Annotated in this window: 14 protein-coding genes; 10 read left to right on the forward strand and 4 right to left on the reverse strand. The window is 66.5% G+C overall.

The window, feature by feature from the left end; genetic code table 11:
• Positions 1–20 precede the first annotated feature (20 nt).
• The 5 genes from nuoL to B2J86_RS14530 are packed head-to-tail and all read left to right on the forward strand — an operon-like array spanning position 21 to position 5,893.
• The gene (gene nuoL, locus B2J86_RS14510; RefSeq protein WP_169168778.1) at positions 21–2,057 is read left to right on the forward strand and encodes an NADH-quinone oxidoreductase subunit L; all 2,037 of its coding nucleotides are present in this window, start codon (positions 21–23) and stop codon (positions 2,055–2,057) included.
• A 13-nt stretch (positions 2,058–2,070) separates the two neighbouring features.
• On the forward strand, positions 2,071–3,546 hold the full coding sequence (locus B2J86_RS14515; protein ID WP_169634805.1) for an NADH-quinone oxidoreductase subunit M: 1,476 nt from the start codon (positions 2,071–2,073) through the stop codon (positions 3,544–3,546).
• A 24-nt stretch (positions 3,547–3,570) separates the two neighbouring features.
• Entirely contained in the window at positions 3,571–5,064 is a 1,494-nt protein-coding gene (gene nuoN / locus B2J86_RS14520) for an NADH-quinone oxidoreductase subunit NuoN (protein ID WP_169168780.1), read from the forward strand.
• 19 nt (positions 5,065–5,083) lie between these two features.
• A complete protein-coding gene (locus B2J86_RS14525) occupies positions 5,084–5,389 on the forward strand; it encodes a DUF2818 family protein (protein WP_169168781.1) in 306 nt (101 codons plus the stop codon).
• 33 nt (positions 5,390–5,422) lie between these two features.
• Entirely contained in the window at positions 5,423–5,893 is a 471-nt protein-coding gene (locus tag B2J86_RS14530) for a DUF1178 family protein (protein ID WP_173025976.1), read from the forward strand.
• Positions 5,894–6,014: 121 nt separating this feature from the next.
• Here the strand turns inward: B2J86_RS14530 and B2J86_RS14535 are convergent, their stop codons facing one another.
• The gene (locus B2J86_RS14535; protein ID WP_173025977.1) at positions 6,015–7,835 is read right to left on the reverse strand and encodes an ABC transporter transmembrane domain-containing protein; all 1,821 of its coding nucleotides are present in this window, start codon (positions 7,833–7,835) and stop codon (positions 6,015–6,017) included.
• Positions 7,836–8,055: 220 nt separating this feature from the next.
• Between B2J86_RS14535 and B2J86_RS14540 the strand changes: the two genes are divergently transcribed.
• The 5 genes from B2J86_RS14540 (at position 8,056) to B2J86_RS14560 (ending at position 12,741) form a co-directional block, all read left to right on the forward strand.
• On the forward strand, positions 8,056–8,826 hold the full coding sequence (locus tag B2J86_RS14540; protein ID WP_169168784.1) for an ABC transporter ATP-binding protein: 771 nt from the start codon (positions 8,056–8,058) through the stop codon (positions 8,824–8,826).
• A 1-nt stretch (position 8,827) separates the two neighbouring features.
• Positions 8,828–9,553: an ABC transporter ATP-binding protein gene (locus B2J86_RS14545; RefSeq protein WP_173025978.1), complete on the forward strand. Its 726-nt coding sequence runs from the start codon at positions 8,828–8,830 to the stop codon at positions 9,551–9,553.
• Between the two features lie 61 nt (positions 9,554–9,614).
• Complete coding sequence (locus B2J86_RS14550; protein WP_173025979.1) at positions 9,615–10,811, forward strand: ABC transporter substrate-binding protein; 1,197 nt, start codon at positions 9,615–9,617, stop codon at positions 10,809–10,811.
• A 37-nt stretch (positions 10,812–10,848) separates the two neighbouring features.
• The gene (locus B2J86_RS14555; RefSeq protein ID WP_169634799.1) at positions 10,849–11,733 is read left to right on the forward strand and encodes a branched-chain amino acid ABC transporter permease; all 885 of its coding nucleotides are present in this window, start codon (positions 10,849–10,851) and stop codon (positions 11,731–11,733) included.
• A gap of 12 nt (positions 11,734–11,745) precedes the next feature.
• Positions 11,746–12,741: a branched-chain amino acid ABC transporter permease gene (locus B2J86_RS14560; RefSeq protein WP_169168788.1), complete on the forward strand. Its 996-nt coding sequence runs from the start codon at positions 11,746–11,748 to the stop codon at positions 12,739–12,741.
• Positions 12,742–12,817: 76 nt separating this feature from the next.
• Here the strand turns inward: B2J86_RS14560 and B2J86_RS14565 are convergent, their stop codons facing one another.
• The 3 genes from B2J86_RS14565 to B2J86_RS14575 all read right to left on the reverse strand — a co-directional run.
• Positions 12,818–13,945, reverse strand: a complete 1,128-nt coding sequence (locus B2J86_RS14565; RefSeq protein WP_173025980.1) for a lipocalin-like domain-containing protein — start codon at positions 13,943–13,945, stop codon at positions 12,818–12,820.
• Between the two features lie 30 nt (positions 13,946–13,975).
• Positions 13,976–15,052, reverse strand: coding sequence for a PLP-dependent cysteine synthase family protein (locus B2J86_RS14570; protein WP_169168790.1), 1,077 nt, complete (start codon positions 15,050–15,052; stop codon positions 13,976–13,978).
• Positions 15,053–15,071: 19 nt separating this feature from the next.
• A partial coding sequence (locus tag B2J86_RS14575; protein ID WP_173025981.1) for an FtsX-like permease family protein occupies positions 15,072–16,340 on the reverse strand: 1,269 nt, incomplete at its 5' end.

Below are 16,340 nucleotides of genomic sequence, written 5' to 3' on the forward strand. Positions count from 1 at the left end.
GACATGCAAGGTTCTCCACAATGAGTCAAACCCTCTCTGCTGCAACGCTTCTGGTCGTTCCCCTGGCGCCGCTGGCTGGCGCCGTGCTGGCTGGCATTTTTGGCACCGCCTTCGGTGGCAATTGGATGGGCCGGCGCCTGTCGCACACGCTGACGATCCTGGGGGTGCTCGTCGCCTTCGTCCTGTCCGCCATGACGCTCAAGAGCGTGGCGCTGGACGGTGCGCGCTTCAATGAGACGCTCTATACCTGGATGGTGGTGGGCGGTCTCAAGATGGAGGTCGGATTTCTCATCGACAACCTGACCGCCATGATGATGTGCGTGGTGACTTTCGTGTCCCTGATGGTGCACATCTACACCATCGGCTACATGGAAGAGGACGAAGGCTACAACCGCTTTTTTTCGTACATCTCGCTGTTCACCTTCTCCATGCTGATGCTCGTCATGAGCAACAACCTGCTGCAGCTGTTCTTCGGCTGGGAGGCGGTGGGTCTGGTGTCCTACCTGCTGATCGGCTTCTGGTACACCAAGCCGTCGGCCACGTTCGCCAACATGAAGGCCTTCATGGTCAACCGCATCGGCGACTTCGGCTTCATCCTGGGCATTGGCCTGATCGCCGCCTATGCAGGCACGCTGAACTACGCAGAGGTGTTTGGCAAGGCCGGTGAACTGGGCGCGCTGGGCTTCCCCGGCACCGACTGGATGCTGGTCACCGTGATCTGCATCTGCCTGTTCATTGGCGCCATGGGCAAGAGCGCGCAGTTCCCGCTGCACGTGTGGCTGCCCGATTCCATGGAAGGCCCCACGCCCATCTCCGCGCTGATCCACGCCGCCACCATGGTGACGGCCGGTATCTTCATGGTCGCGCGCATGTCGCCGCTGTTTGAACTCAGCGATACGGCACTGAACTTCATCCTGGTCATCGGCGCCATCACCGCCTTGTTCATGGGCTTCCTGGGCATCATCCAGAACGACATCAAGCGCGTGGTGGCCTATTCCACGCTGTCGCAACTGGGCTACATGACGGTGGCGCTGGGCGCATCGGCCTACTCGGTGGCGGTGTTCCACCTGATGACGCACGCCTTCTTCAAGGCGCTGCTGTTCCTGGCCGCCGGCTCGGTCATCATCGGCATGCACCACAACCAGGACATCCGCTGGATGGGGGCCGTGCGCAAGTACATGCCTATCACCTGGATCACGTCGCTGCTGGGCTCGCTGGCCCTGATCGGCACGCCGCTCTTCTCGGGCTTTTACTCCAAGGACAGCATCATCGAGGCCGTGCATGCCAGCCAGCTCCCGGCGGCGGGTTTTGCCCACTTCGCGGTGCTCGCCGGGGTGTTCGTCACGGCGTTCTATTCCTTCCGCATGTACTTCCTGGTCTTCCATGGCAAGGAGCGCTACGACCAGAACCCGGATGCGCACCACCACGCGGCGGACGAGGAGCCCGATCCGCACCACCATCACGACGACCACAGCAAGCCGCACGAATCCCCCTGGGTGGTGACGGTGCCGCTGGTGCTGCTGGCGATTCCTTCGGTGGTGATCGGCTTCATGACGATCGAGCCCATGCTGTTCGGGGACTTCTTCAAGGACGCGATCTTTGTGGACTCCGCCAAGCACCCCGCCATGGCCGCGTTGGCAGAGTTCTTCCACGGCCCCATGGCCATGGCGCTGCACGGCTTCTCGACCGCGCCGTTCTGGCTGGCCTTAGCAGGCGTGGCGCTTTCTTACTACATGTACATGGTCAACCCGGCGCTGCCGGCCGCCATCAAGCGGGCGTTCCAGCCGGTCTACACGCTGCTGGACAACAAGTACTACTTCGACTGGATCAACGAGAACATCCTCGCGCGCGGCGCACGCGCTCTGGGCGTAGGCCTCTGGAAAGGCGGCGACCAGGCCCTCATCGATGGTGCCTTGGTCAATGGATCATGGAAACTGGTAGGGTGGGTCGCCAGTGTGGTGCGCCGCGTGCAGACGGGTTACATCTACCACTATGCGCTGGTCATGATCCTGGGCGTCTTCGTGCTCATGACGTATTTCGTCTGGCTCAACAAGTAGGGGAAAAATAAAAATGGGTTTGTTGAGTCTTGCTATCTGGACGCCGATCGCGTTCGGTGCACTGCTGCTGTTCTTCGGCCGTGAGGAGCAGGCGCGCATGGTGCGCTGGCTGGCACTGGTCGGTGCCTTGATCGGTTTTGCCGTCACGCTGCCGTTGTACGAGGGCTTTCAGCTCGGTACCGCGGCCATGCAGTTCGTTGAAAAGGCCGCGTGGATCGAGAGTTTCAATATCTTCTACCACGTTGGCGTGGACGGGATCTCGTTCTGGTTCGTGCCGCTCACGGCGTTCATCACCGTGGTCGTGGTGATTGCCTCGTGGGAGTCGATCACCGAGCGTGTGAACCAGTACATGGGCGCGTTTCTGATCCTGTCGGGATTGATGATCGGCGTGTTCAGCGCGCTCGACGGCCTGCTGTTCTACGTGTTCTTCGAGGCCACGCTGATTCCGATGTACCTCATCATCGGCATCTGGGGCGGTCCCCGCAAGATCTACGCGGCGTTCAAGTTCTTCCTGTATACGCTGCTGGGCTCGCTGCTGATGCTGGTTGCGTTCATCTACCTCTACCACCAGGCCGGAGGCAGCTTCGACATCGCCACCTGGCACAAGCTGCCGCTCGACGCCGGAGCGCAGACCCTGCTGTTCTTTGCCTTTTTTGCCGCGTTTGCGGTGAAGGTGCCGATGTGGCCGGTGCACACCTGGCTGCCCGACGTGCACGTCGAGGCGCCGACGGGCGGCTCGGCCGTGCTGGCGGCCATCATGCTCAAGCTCGGGGCCTATGGTTTCTTGCGCTTTTCGCTGCCCATCGCTCCGGATGCCGCGCGCGAATGGGCCTGGCTGATGATCGCCCTGTCGCTGATCGCCGTGGTCTACGTCGGCTTGGTGGCCATGGTGCAAAAGGACATGAAGAAGCTCGTGGCCTATTCGTCCGTGGCGCACATGGGTTTCGTCACGCTGGGTTTCTTCATCTTCAACGACCTGGGCGTCTCGGGCGGCCTGGTGCAGATGATTGCCCACGGTTTCGTGTCGGGCGCCATGTTCCTGTCGATCGGCGTGCTCTACGACCGCGTGCACTCGCGGGAAATCGCCGACTACGGTGGCGTGGTCAACACCATGCCCAAGTTCGCGGCCTTTGCCCTGCTGTTCACCATGGCCAACTGCGGCCTGCCGGGCACAGCCGGGTTCGTCGGCGAGTGGATGGTGATCCTGGCGGCCGTCAAGGCCAACTTCTGGCTCGGCCTGGCCGCCGCCACGGCCCTGATCTGGGGTGCGGCCTACAGCCTGTGGATGTTCAAGCGCGTCTACCTGGGCGCGGTCGGCAATGCCAACGTGAAGGCCATGCTCGACATCGGCCGGCGCGAGTTCTTCATGCTGGCCCTGCTCGCCGTTGCCATCCTCTACATGGGCATTTACCCACGCCCCTTCACCGATGTGATGGACACCTCCGTGGCCGAGCTGCTCAAGCATGTGGCGCTGTCCAAGCTGAATTGAACCAACTGAATTGAGAGACCCGAGATGATTGACAACATCAGTTGGCTGGTGATTTACCCGGAGATCCTGCTTCTGGTCATGGCCTGCGTGATCGCGCTGGTCGACCTGGGCGTGCACAGTCCGCGGCGCACCGGTACCTATGCCCTGACCATGCTCACGCTGGCGGTGGTGGCTGTGCTGCAGGGCCTGTATGCCAGCAGCGGCAACACCTTCTATGGCTTTGGCAACATGGTCGTCAGCGACGCCATGGGCAACTGGCTCAAGTGCTTCGCCACCGTGGCCATGATGGTGACGCTGGTCTACGGCCGGCCCTACGCAGGCGACCGCGGCATGCTGCGCGGCGGTGAGCTGTTCACGCTGGCCATGCTCTCGCTGCTGGGCATGTTCGTCATGATCGGCGCCAACAACTTCCTGGTGATCTACCTGGGCCTGGAGCTGCTGACGCTGTCGAGCTATGCGCTCGTGGCGCTGCGCCGCGAAAACGCGACAGCGACCGAAGCCGCCATGAAGTACTTCGTGCTCGGTGCCATGGCCAGCGGTTTTCTGCTCTATGGCATGTCCATGCTGTACGGCGCCACCGGCTCGCTCGACATCGGCGAAGTCTTCAAGGCCGTCAATTCGGGCCAGATCCGCCACCAAGTGCTGGTGTTTGGGGTGGTCTTCATCGTGGCCGGTCTGGCGTTCAAATTTGGCGCCGTGCCCTTCCATATGTGGCTGCCCGATGTGTACCAGGGCGCGCCCACGGTCGTCACGCTGCTGATCGGCAGTGCGCCCAAGCTGGCGGCGTTCGCCATCGCCATGCGCTTGCTGGTGGACGGGCTGCTGCCCCTGGCGATCGACTGGCAGCAGATGCTGGCCGTCCTGGCCATTGCCTCGCTGCTGGTGGGCAACCTGGCTGCCATCGCACAGACCAACCTCAAGCGCATGCTGGCTTACTCGACGATCTCGCACATGGGCTTCGTGCTGCTGGGCTTGTTGTCGGGCGTCATCAACGGCAACGTGGACGCTTCGACGGTCGAGGGCGCCTACAGCTCCGCCATGTTCTACGTGGTGACCTATGTGCTGACCACGCTGGGCGCTTTCGGCGTGATCCTGCTGCTGGCCCGCGAAGGCTTCGAGAGCGAAGAAATTTCCGATATGGCCGGCCTGAACCAGCGCAGCCCGCTCTACGCCGGTGTGCTCGCCGTGTGCCTGTTCTCCATGGCCGGTCTGCCACCGCTGGTGGGTTTCTACGCCAAACTAGCGGTGCTGCAGGCGCTGATGGCCTCGGGCCAGGCCGCCTACATCGCGCTGGCGGTGTTCGCCGTGGTGCTGTCGCTGATCGGTGCCTTCTATTACCTGCGCGTCGTCAAGGTCATGTACTTTGATGCGCCACTCACGGCCACCACGGTGTCCGCCCCGTTGCAGGTGCGCGTGGTGCTGACCGTCAATGGCGCCCTGGTGCTCGCACTCGGCCTGGTGCCCGGCGGCCTGATGGCGCTGTGCGCAGACGCCATCGTGCGTTCGCTGGCCTCCTGACGCCCCGGACGGCAGGCCTGTGTCCTCCTCCGCAGCCGTTTGGCTGGTGATCCTGTCCGCATGCTTTGCGGCCAACCTGCCGTTCTTCAACCACCGGGTCCTGGCCGTAGGCCCGGTTTTGCGGCCGCGCAAAGCGCTGGCTGTGCGGCTGCTGGAGATGCTGCTGCTCTACTTCGTGGTCGGCGCTTTTGCGCTGCTGCTGGAAAAGCGGGCAGGGCAGATCGCGCCCCAGGGCTGGGAGTTCTATGCCATCACAGGAACGCTGTTCATCACGCTCGCCTTTCCCGGGTTCGTCTATCGCTACCTGGTCCGCCGCCGCGGCTGACGGCGTCCAGCGCGCCCGCGCCCGGCCATTGCCATGAAGGTGCTGGATCTGCGCTGCCAGAAAGACCATGCCTTTGAAGGCTGGTTTGGCGGCGAAGCCGATTTTCAAGACCAGTTGCAACGCGGCCTGCTGCAGTGCCCGCTGTGCGGCGATGCGCAGGTGCGCAAGGTGCTGAGTGCGCCGCGCATCCAGCGCGCGGCGCGCGACCCAGCGGGTGGGGCGGCGCAGGAGAGCGCAGCGCCGGTTGCGGCGGCTCCAGCGGCACCGGCCGCCGCCGCGTCGCTGCAGGCCGCTTGGTTGCAATGGGCGCGCAAGATCGCTGCACAGACAGAGAACGTGGGCCCGCGGTTCGCCGACGAGGCCCGGCGCATGCACTATGGCGAAGCGCCGGAGCGCGCCATCCGCGGCCAGGCCAGCCTGGCAGAGACGGTGGAACTGCTCGACGAAGGCATCGCCGTGCTGCCGCTTGCGCTGCCGGACGGCGCCACCGACACCCTGCAATAAGGGCTTGCCGCCCATGGGCCGCCGCGGGGCCAGCCCGCAAGTGCCAAATTGATAGCTGCTTGCGCTTGCCTGGTAAGGGTTTGGGCCAGATTTGATGTGTTTTTTGCGGCGCGCGCTGCGCTCAGGCCGTGAACTGCAGCGCCGCCAGGCGCGCATACACCCCGTTGAGCGCGATCAGTTGCGCGTGTGGGCCCTGTTCCACGATGCGCCCCTGGTCCAGCACGACGATGCGGTCGGCGTTTTGCACGGTGGCCAGGCGGTGCGCGATGACCAGCGTGGTGCGCTGGCCCGTGTGGCGCTGCATGGCCGAGTCGAGAGCGGCCTGGACCATGCGCTCGCTCTCGGCGTCCAGCGCACTGGTGGCCTCGTCAAGCAGCAGCAGCGGCGGGTTCTTGAGCATGGCGCGCGCAATGGCGATGCGCTGGCGCTGGCCGCCCGACAGGCGCACGCCGCGCTCGCCCAGGAACGTGGCATAGCCCTCGGGCAGCGCCAGCAGGAAATCGTGCGCGAACGCCGCCTGCGCAGCGGCAAACACCTCGGCATCGCTGGCCCCGGGCCGCCCGTAGCGGATGTTTTCCAGTGCGCTGGCAGAAAAAATCACCGCGTCCTGCGGCACGGTGCCAATGTGGCTGCGCAAGGCCTCCAGCGACAGGTCACGAAGATCGACGCCGTTGAGGCAGATGCGCCCCGCGGCCGAGCCCACCACGCCTGGGTCCACGTCGTAGAAGCGCTGCAGCAGCTGGAACACCGTGGTCTTGCCTGCGCCGCTCGCGCCCACCAAGGCCACGGTTTCGCCCGGTGCCAGCTCCAGCGAGAAGTCCCGCAGCGCCGCCTGCGTGGGGCGGGAGGGGTAGTGAAAGCCCACCCGCTCGAAAGCAACCGCCAGCCCTTGGCCTGTGACTGGCAAAGGCTGTGGGCGCGCTGGCGAGGACACGGCGGACTCGCTGGCCAGCAATTCCATCAGGCGCTCGGTGGCGCCGGCCGCGCGCAGCAGGTCGCCGTAGACCTCGCCCAGCACCGCCACCGCACCGGCCAGCAGGGCCACGTAGACCACGGTCTGCCCCAGGTGGCCGGCGCTCAGCTGGCCGGCCAGCACCGCCTCGGTGCCGCGGTACAGGCCCCACAGCAGCAGCGCGGCGTTGGCAATGATGATGAACGCCACCAGCACAGCGCGCGCGCTGGTGCGGCGCACGGCCGCCTCGAACGCGTTCTGCGTCGCCTGCGCAAAGCGCGCCGCCTCGCGCGGCTCGGCGGTGTAGCTCTGCACCACGGGCACGGCGTTGAGCACCTCGGCCGCGATGGCGCTGGAATCGGCGACGCGGTCCTGGCTGGCGCGCGAGAGGCGGCGCACGCGCCGGCCTATCCACATGCCGGGCAGCACGACCAGCAACAACATCATCAGCACGATGGCCATGATGCGGGGATTGGTCCACACCAGCATGGCCAGTGCGCCCACCCCCATCACCGCATTGCGCAGCCCCATCGACAGCGAGGAGCCCACGACGGTCTGCACCAGCGTGGTGTCGGTGGTCAGGCGCGAGAGCACTTCGCCGCTTTGCGTGGTTTCATAAAACTGCGGGCTCTGGCGCAGCACATGGGCATAGACGGCATTGCGCAGGTCGGCCGTCACGCGCTCGCCCAGCCAGCTGACCATATAGAAGCGCGCTGCCGAAAAAACCCCCAGGGCCACGGCCACCGCGAACAGGGCGCCGAAGTGGCCGCGCAAGGCCAGCGCCTGCGCGCTGCGGTCGGCACGGGTGCCGCCCAGGCCGCCGTCGATCAGGGTGCGCAGGGCCAGCGGAAAAGCCAGCGTGGCCAGGGCGGCCAGCAGCAAAAACAGCAAGGCCAGCGCAATGCGCCCGCGGTAGGGGCGCAGAAAAGGCAGAAGCCCGCTGAGCGCACGCGGCGCGCCGGGTGCCGCAGAAGGGTGTGAAGAGGCCATCGCGGCAGTTTAGGGGCGTGCCGCCGGAAGGGCATGGCTGCGCCTTTTCGTCGCCGCAGGCGCCCAGCGTTCCGGCCTCTGGAACGGTAGGCATTAATACATAGGCGTAAGCCCCAGTCGCCGGTAAATGGCCGGGCACTTAGGATGCGTGCTACAGAAATTCCGCGGGCGCGCCTTCTTGGCACGCCCGTGCCCATCCCTACGGAGCAGCCAAGGCGCAATGAGCGACGTCATACTTGAAACCCAAAGCCTGACCAAAGAGTTCAAAGGCTTCACCGCGGTCAGCAACGTGACCCTGTCGGTGCGCCGCGGCTCCATCCACGCCCTGATCGGGCCCAATGGCGCCGGCAAGACCACGTGCTTCAACTTGCTGACCAAGTTTTTGGTGCCGACCTCGGGCCTGATCCGCTTCAACGGCCAGGACATCACGCGCGAGAAGCCCGCGGAGATCGCGCGCCGCGGCGTGATCCGCTCGTTCCAGATCTCGGCGGTGTTCCCGCACTTGACGCTGCTGGAGAACGTGCGCGTGGGCCTGCAGCGCAAGTTGGGCACCGCCTTCCATTTCTGGCAAAGCGAGCGCAGCCTGCGCCAGCTCGATGCCCGCGCCATGGAACTGCTCACCGAAGTGGGTCTGGAAGACCTAGCCGACGAACTCACCGTGAATCTGCCCTATGGCCGCAAGCGCGCCCTGGAGATCGCCACCACGCTGGCCATGGAACCCGAGCTCATGCTGCTGGACGAGCCCACGCAGGGCATGGGCCACGAAGACGTGGACCGTGTGACCCGGCTCATCAAGAAGGTGTCGGCCGGCCGCACCATCCTGATGGTGGAGCACAACATGAAGGTGGTCTCGACCATCGCCGACCGCATCACCGTGCTGCAGCGCGGCGCCGTGCTGGCCGAAGGGCCGTACGCCGAAGTATCGAGCAACCCCCAGGTCATGGAAGCGTACATGGGCACCACCGACGGCCAACTGCAGGGAGCCCACTGACATGGCGACCGCATCTTCCCAAACCCCCGCGCTGGAGCTTCAGAACCTGGAAGCATGGTACGGCGAATCGCATGTGCTGCATGGCGTGGACATGGTGGTGCAGCCCGGCGAAGTGGTGACGCTGCTGGGCCGCAACGGCGCCGGGCGCACCTCGACGCTGCGCGCCATCATGGGCCTGACCGGTGCGCGCCGCGGCTCGGTCAAGATCAACGGCGTGGAAACGATCGCCATGCCCACGCACCGCATTGCGCACCTGGGCCTGGGCTACTGTCCCGAAGAGCGCGGCATTTTTTCCAGCCTTTCCTGCGAAGAGAACCTGCTGCTGCCGCCCGTGCTCAAGACCGGCTCGGCCGGCATGTCGGTGGACGAAATCTACGCCATGTTCCCCAACCTGGCCGAGCGCCGCCACAGCCAGGGTACGCGCCTGTCGGGCGGCGAGCAGCAGATGCTGGCCGTGGCACGCATCCTGCGCACTGGCGCCAAGCTGCTGCTGCTCGATGAAATCTCCGAAGGCCTCGCGCCGGTCATCGTGCAGGCGCTGGCGCGCATGATCACCATGCTGCGCGAGCGCGGCTACACCGTGGTCATGGTCGAGCAGAACTTCCGCTTTGCCGCACCGCTGGCCGACCGCTTCTATGTGATGGAGCACGGCCGCATCGTCGAGCGCTTCGGCGCCAGCGAGCTCGAAGAAAAAATGCCGGTGCTCAACAACCTGCTCGGCGTTTGACCGGTCGCACCGCTGCGCCCCCCTGTTTTTGCAACCCCTCTCACCACCACAGGAGACATCCATGAAAAACAAACTTACGGTTCTGGCGATGATGCTGGGCGCCGCCGGCCTGATCGCTCCCGCCGCGCATGCGCAAGAGAAGGTCAAGATCGGCTTCATCACCGACATGTCCAGCCTGTATGCCGACGTGGAAGGCAAGAACGGCGCCTTGGCGATCCAGATGGCCATTGACGACTTCGGCGGCAAGGTGCTGGGCATGCCCATCGAACTGCTCACGGCAGACCACCAGAATAAGGCCGACATCGCCGCCTCCAAGGCGCGCGAATGGATCGACACGCAAGGCCTGACGATGCTGTTTGGCGGCACCAATTCGGGCACCGCTCTGGCCTCGGCCAAGGTCGCGGCCGAGAAGAAGCGCGTCTACGTCAACAACGGCGCAGGTTCGTCGGCGCTGACCAACGAACAGTGCACGCCCTACACCGTGCACTACGCCTACGACACCGTGGCGCTGGCGCGCGGTACGGGCTCGGCCATCGTCGACGCTGGGGGCAAGAGCTGGTTCTTCCTGACCGCCGACTACGCCTTCGGCCAAGCGCTCGAAGCCGACACCGCCGCCGCCGTCAAGGCCAAGGGTGGCACGGTGGTGGGCTCGGTGCGCCATCCGCTCAACGCCTCGGACTTCTCTTCGTTCTTGCTGCAGGCGCAAAACTCCAAGGCCCAGATCCTCGGCCTGGCCAACGCGGGTGGCGACACCATCAACGCGATCAAGGCCGCCAAGGAGTTCGGCATCGACAAGACCATGAAGATGGCAGGCCTGCTGCTGTTCATCACCGACATCCACAGCCTGGGCCTCAAGAACACCGCCGGCCTGCAGCTCACCACGAGCTGGTACTGGGACCTGAACGACGATACGCGCAAGTTCGCCAAGCGCTTCTTCGACAAGACCAAGCGCATGCCCACCTCCATCCAGGCTGCCGACTACTCGGCCACCATGAACTACCTCAAGGCCGTCGAAGCGGCCAAGAGCGTGGACGCCGACAAGGTCATGACAGCATGGCGCGGCATGAAGATGAACGACTTCTATGCGACCGGCACGCTGCGTCCGGATGGCCGCTATGTGCACGACATGTACCTGATGGAAGTCAAGAAGCCGTCGGAGTCCACCAAGCCCTGGGACTACTACAAGGTCGTCAAGAAGATTCCTGGCGAGCAAATCTTCACGACCAAGGCCGAGAGCAAGTGCGCTCTCTGGAAATAAACCCCTGACCTGACCCCTTCACCCTCTGCCGCCTCCCATGGAAATTCTTGGTGTCTCCCTGCCGGCCATGCTCAGCCAGCTCCTTCTGGGGCTGGTCAATGGCTCGTTTTACGCAATCCTCAGCCTCGGGCTGGCCGTAATCTTCGGCCTGCTCAACGTCATCAACTTTGCGCACGGTGCGCTGTTCATGATGGGGGCCGTGGTGACCTGGATGGCCATGAATTACCTGGGCATCAACTACTGGCTGATGCTGGTGTTGGCGCCACTGGTGGTGGGGGTGTTCGGGATCTTGATCGAGCGCCTTCTGCTGCGCTGGATCTACAAGCTCGACCACCTGTACGGGCTGCTGCTCACGCTGGGCCTGACGCTGTTGATCGAGGGCGTCTTTCGCTCGGTCTACGGCGTCTCGGGCCTGGGCTACGACACGCCCGAGCTGCTCGAAGGCGCGACCAACCTGGGCTTCATGATGCTGCCCAACTACCGCGCCTGGGTCGTGGTGGCCTCGGTGGTGGTCTGCCTGGGCACCTGGTATGTGATTGAAAAGACCAAGCTGGGCGCCTACCTGCGCGCCGGCACCGAAAACCCGCGCCTGGTCGAGGCCTTCGGCATCAACGTGCCGGTCATGATCACGCTGACCTATGCCTTTGGTGCCGCGCTGGCCGCCTTTGCCGGCGTGCTGGCCGCACCGGTCTACCAAGTCTCGCCGCTGATGGGGCAAAACCTCATCATCGTGGTGTTCGCCGTCGTGGTGATCGGTGGCATGGGCTCCATCATGGGCTCCATCCTGACCGGGCTGGGGCTGGGCATCATCGAGGGGTTCACCAAGGTGTTCTATCCCGAAGCGTCGTCGACCGTGGTGTTCGTCATCATGGTCATCGTTCTCCTGATCCGCCCCGCCGGCCTGTTCGGCAAAGAAAAATAAGGGGCTGCCCACATGAATTTCAAGAAACTTTCCGCCATCGGCTACGGCCTGTTATTCGTCGGCCTGCTCGTGGCGCCGTGGCTGGGCGCCTACCCGGTGTTCGTGATGAAGCTGATGTGCTTCGCGCTGTTCGCCGCGGCCTTTAACCTGCTGCTGGGCTACACCGGCCTGCTGTCCTTCGGCCACGCCGCCTTTTTGGGGGGCTCGGCCTATGTGGCGGGCCAGTCCATGAAGGTGTGGGGCTTCACCCCCGAAGTCGGACTGCTGCTGGGCACGGCCAGCGGTGCGCTGCTGGGCCTGATCGTCGGCTTCTTCGCCATCCGCCGCGAAGGCATCTACTCCACGATGATCACGCTGGCGCTCGCGCAGATGCTGTTCTTCGTCTGCTTGCAGATGCCCTTCACCGGCGGCGAGGACGGCCTGCAAGGCGTGCCGCGCGGCAAGCTGTTTGGCCTGATCGACCTGAAGGACGACCTAGCGATGTACTACGTGGTGCTGGTTGTCGTGGTCGCAGCGTTCTTGCTGATCGTGCGCACCGTGCATTCGCCCTACGGCCAAGTGCTCAAGGCGATCAAGGAAAACGAGCCGCGCGCCATTTCGCTGGGCTACGACACCAACCGCTTCAAGCTGCTGGCGTTCGTGCTGTCGGCTGCGCTGTCGGGACTGGCCGGTTCGCTCAAGACCCTGGTGTTGGGCTTTGCCACGCTCAGCGACGTCCACTGGACGGCCTCGGGCCACGTGGTGCTGATGACGCTGGTGGGGGGCCTGGGCACCCTGTCGGGGCCGCTCGTCGGCTCGGCCGTGGTCGTGCTGCTCGAGAACAAGATCGGCGAGCTCGGCGAACTGCTGGCCAACGTCTCGGGCATTGCGTGGTTCCACACGCTGGGCGAATCGGTCACCATCGTCACCGGGCTGATCTTCGTGATCTGCGTGCTGGCCTTCCGTCGCGGCATCATGGGCGAGCTGATCGCCTGGCTGACGCGTGTGCGCGGGGGCAAGAAGGCCTGAGGCTTCTGGTGCGTCCCGCGGCGCTCCCCCAATCAAAGGCCCCGATCGGCCCCCCGGCCATCGGGGCCTTTTGTTTCTACAAGCGCAGCGCCTGCGCGTAACCCGTCATTTCCAGGTAGCCGCCGCCCACCACCTCGCCCATGGCGGCGTGCAGCGCGCACAGGCCTTCCCAGTAGATGGCGCCGGTGGAGCCGCGGCTGTCGAGCTCCTGGTTGTCGAGCAGCGCGCGCACCTCGAAGCGCCCCGCGGGCGTGTCCACGCGCCACTGCACCGGGTAGCGCGCCGGGCCCAGCGGGCTGGCCCACCAGCGCAGCGGCGTGAACACGACCTCGGTCGCGGCAAACGCGCGCGGCGCGGCGCCGGGCGCGCGCCACGAGCCGCCCGCCCACAGCGCCGAGCCATCGGCGCGGCGCAGCCGAAAGGCGGTGAGCGCGCTGCCGTCGTGCAGGTTCATGCCGATCCAGTCCCAGCCCACCGCCTGCGGGTGCATCAGCGCCTCGCTTGCCTCATGGTCCAGCCAGGCGCGGTTGTCGCCGGGTTGCGCTGCCGGCTCGACGGCCATCTGGCGCCCCGCCAGCGCCACGCTGCCGCCCACCTGCAGCTGCGGCTGGCTGTAGTAGTAGCTGGCCTGCGCCGCGCCGGGCCCCTTGCGCGAGAGCCCCTGCTGGCCCTGTAGCAGCACGGGCTGTGTGGTGTCGAAGTCGAGTCGCAGCACGAAGTCGCCTGCGGTGACGCGCGCGCTGTAGCGGCTGCCCGGGCCCTGGCCGGTGCGCCGCAGCGACCAGTCCTGCAGCCGGATGTCGGTGTCGGCCTCGCTCGCCTGCGCCACGCCAAAGCCGGCGCGCGCGATGCGCTGGTCGTGGTGGAGCCGGCCGGCCTGCAGGTCGGTCAGCGCGGCGTGCGCGAACAGGAGCTGGCGCGCGGCAAACGCCGATTGCATCCCTTGCGCGGCATCGACGCGCGAGCGAAAGAAGGTGACCTGAAAGCCCCAGCGCTGCCCGCCCGCGCGCGCCTGGCCGGTGATGTACCACCACTCTGTGCGCAGATCGGGGTGGCTGCCAAAGTCGCGCGGGAACTGCAGCTGGCGCGGCGGCAGCGCCCAAGCGGGCAGGGCGGACCCGGCCAGCACTGTGCCCGCAGCCCACGCCAGCCATTGCCGGCGCGAGGCGTCGGGCGGCGGGGCGTTGGCAGGGAGGAAGCGCATGGCGGCTGTCGAACGGGGGTGGGCAGGCCCTCAAGCCATGCCGGCCTGCACGCGCTGCCCCGCGGCCTCGCAGCAGCCCAGCGTCTGCGCGACCCAGTCCGCGTTGAAATAGGTCGGCAGGTAGCGCTCGCCCGCATCGCACAGCAGCGACAGGATGGAGCCCTGCTCGCCGCGCGCGCGCATTTCCTGCGCGAGCGTGAGCATGGCGGCGAAGTTGGTGCCGGTGGACGGCCCCACGCGCCGGCCCAGCAGCTGCGACAGCGCGCGCATAGCGGCCACCGAATCGGCGTCGGCCACGCCCTCCATGCGGTCGACCAGCGTGCGGATGAAGCTCGGTTCGACGCGCGGGCGGCCAATGCCTTCGATACGCGAGCCCGGCGCGGTCAGTGTGGCGTCGCCCGTGCGGTGGTAGGCGCTGAACACCGATCCGGCCGGGTCGGCCACGCAGACCTGCGTGGCGTGGCGCTGGTAGCGCACATAGCGGCCGATGGTGGCGCTGGTGCCGCCCGTGCCCGCGCCCACCACGATCCAGCGCGGCACCGGGTGGCGCTCGCGCGCCATCTGCGTGAACATGCTCTCGGCAATGTTGTTGTTGCCGCGCCAGTCGGTGGCGCGCTCGGCATAGGTGAACTGGTCCATGTAGTGCCCCCCCGTCTGCGCGGCAATCGCATGGGCCTCGTCGTAGACGGCGCTCGCGCTGTCCACCAAGTGGCAGCGTCCGCCATGGAACTCGATCTGCGCGATCTTCTCGGGCGAGGTGCTGCGCGGCATCACGGCGACGAACGGCAGGCCCAGCAGGCGCGCGAAATAGGCCTCGCTCACCGCGGTGGAGCCGCTCGACGCCTCGACGATGGTCGAACCCTCGCGGACCCAGCCATTGCACAGCGCATACAGAAACAGCGAGCGCGCCAGCCGGTGCTTGAGGCTGCCCGTCGGGTGGGTCGATTCGTCCTTGAGGTACAGGTCGATGCCGTGCGCGGCATAGCCGGGCAGCGCGAGCGGGATCAGGTGGGTGTCGGCGCTGCGCTGGAAATCGGCCTCGATGCGGGCGATGGCCTGGTGCAGCCAGGGACTCTGTGGGATCTGGAGGAGGGCGGCGTGGGGCATGGGGCGGATTGTGGCAGGCCTACCAGTCTTCCTTGACCGCCAGCACCGCATCGCGCCCGGCCGCCGCGCGCCCGGCCAGCCACGCCGTCAGCGTGCCGGCCGCCACCACGGCCGCGCACAGCGCGAGCAGGCGCCACAGCGGCAGGCGCAGGTCCATGCGCCAGTGGAAGCTTTGCGGGTTCACCACGTGCACCAGCACCACGGCCACCGCCAGGCCCAGCAAGAGGCCGGCGAGCGCACCCACCGCCGTCCAGGCCGCGCCTTCGCCGGCCACCACGGCCAGGATCTGGCGGCGCGTCAGGCCCAGGTGCGCCAGCAGGCCGAACTCCTTGCGCCGCGCCAGCACCTGCGCGCTGAAGCTCGCGGCCACGCCGAACAGCCCGATGCCGATCGCCACCGCCTGCAGCCAGTAGGTGACGGCAAAGCTGCGGTCGAAGATGCGCAGCGAGCGCGCGCGGATCGCTTCGGACGCGGCGAACTCCAGCAGCGGCGCCGGCGCCGCGCTGGCGTTCGCCTCTGCGCCCAGCCCGTCCGCACCGCCCGCCAGCGCCGTGATAGCCCGCTCGAGCTGCGCGACATCGGCGCCGGCGCGCGGCCACAGCGCCAGGTCGTTGGCACGCGCATCGCCCGTCAGGCGCATGTAGTCCGGTGCGTCGATCACCAGAGCGCCGCTCTGGCGCGCATAGTCGCGCCACACGCCTGCTACAAACAAAGGATCTGCCTGGGCTTGTCCCACCTGCGCCAGAGCCGAAAAGGCCTTGGAAAACGCGGGCAGAGTGCGGCCCGGCGTGGCGCCCCACAGGTCGGCCAGCGCCTCGCTCGCATAGACCGCAATGTGGCCGGCAGGCACCGGCAGCGGCGGCGCCACCAGCGGCAGCGTGCGTGCCGCGTCGCCGTTCAGCGGGCGCGCGATCAGCACGACGGGCGCGCGCGCCGGGTCGAGCAGCAGCGGCACAAAGCGCGTGCCCTGCACGCGTTCGACGCCGGGCAGCTCGGCGATGCGGCGCACCAGGTCGGGGCCGAAGGCCGGCGCGTCGCCGGTCTGCGCGCCGGCACTGCGCACATACAGCGGCGCCGGCAGCACGGCGTCGAGCCAGTCCATGACCGAGCCGCGAAAGCTCGTCACCATCACCGTCAGCGCCACCGCCAGGCTGAGGCTGGCGACCACGCCTCCCACCGCCACGGCGGCCGTGCCGCGCGTGCGCCGCGCGCGCTCCAGCGCCAGCATCGGCAGCAGGCGCGGCGCGGCCAGCGGCTGCAGCGCGCGCAGCAGCAGCGCCACGCCCCA

This window comes from Acidovorax sp. SRB_14 (genome assembly GCF_012932145.1).
Taxonomy (GTDB): Bacteria; Pseudomonadota; Gammaproteobacteria; order Burkholderiales; family Burkholderiaceae_C; genus Simplicispira.

Excerpts from the sequence above, each read along its gene's own strand:
- nuoL (WP_169168778.1), top strand. The coding sequence starts at position 21 with ATGAGTCAAACCCTCTCTGCTGCAACGCTTCTGGTCGTTCCCCTGGCG.
- B2J86_RS14515 (WP_169634805.1), top strand. The coding sequence starts at position 2,071 with ATGGGTTTGTTGAGTCTTGCTATCTGGACGCCGATCGCGTTCGGTGCA.
- nuoN (WP_169168780.1), top strand. The coding sequence starts at position 3,571 with ATGATTGACAACATCAGTTGGCTGGTGATTTACCCGGAGATCCTGCTT.
- B2J86_RS14530 (WP_173025976.1), top strand. The coding sequence starts at position 5,423 with ATGAAGGTGCTGGATCTGCGCTGCCAGAAAGACCATGCCTTTGAAGGC.
- B2J86_RS14535 (WP_173025977.1), bottom strand. The coding sequence starts at position 7,835 with ATGGCCTCTTCACACCCTTCTGCGGCACCCGGCGCGCCGCGTGCGCTC.
- B2J86_RS14540 (WP_169168784.1), top strand. The coding sequence starts at position 8,056 with ATGAGCGACGTCATACTTGAAACCCAAAGCCTGACCAAAGAGTTCAAA.
- B2J86_RS14545 (WP_173025978.1), top strand. The coding sequence starts at position 8,828 with ATGGCGACCGCATCTTCCCAAACCCCCGCGCTGGAGCTTCAGAACCTG.
- B2J86_RS14550 (WP_173025979.1), top strand. The coding sequence starts at position 9,615 with ATGAAAAACAAACTTACGGTTCTGGCGATGATGCTGGGCGCCGCCGGC.
- B2J86_RS14555 (WP_169634799.1), top strand. The coding sequence starts at position 10,849 with ATGGAAATTCTTGGTGTCTCCCTGCCGGCCATGCTCAGCCAGCTCCTT.
- B2J86_RS14560 (WP_169168788.1), top strand. The coding sequence starts at position 11,746 with ATGAATTTCAAGAAACTTTCCGCCATCGGCTACGGCCTGTTATTCGTC.
- B2J86_RS14565 (WP_173025980.1), bottom strand. The coding sequence starts at position 13,945 with ATGCGCTTCCTCCCTGCCAACGCCCCGCCGCCCGACGCCTCGCGCCGG.
- B2J86_RS14570 (WP_169168790.1), bottom strand. The coding sequence starts at position 15,052 with ATGCCCCACGCCGCCCTCCTCCAGATCCCACAGAGTCCCTGGCTGCAC.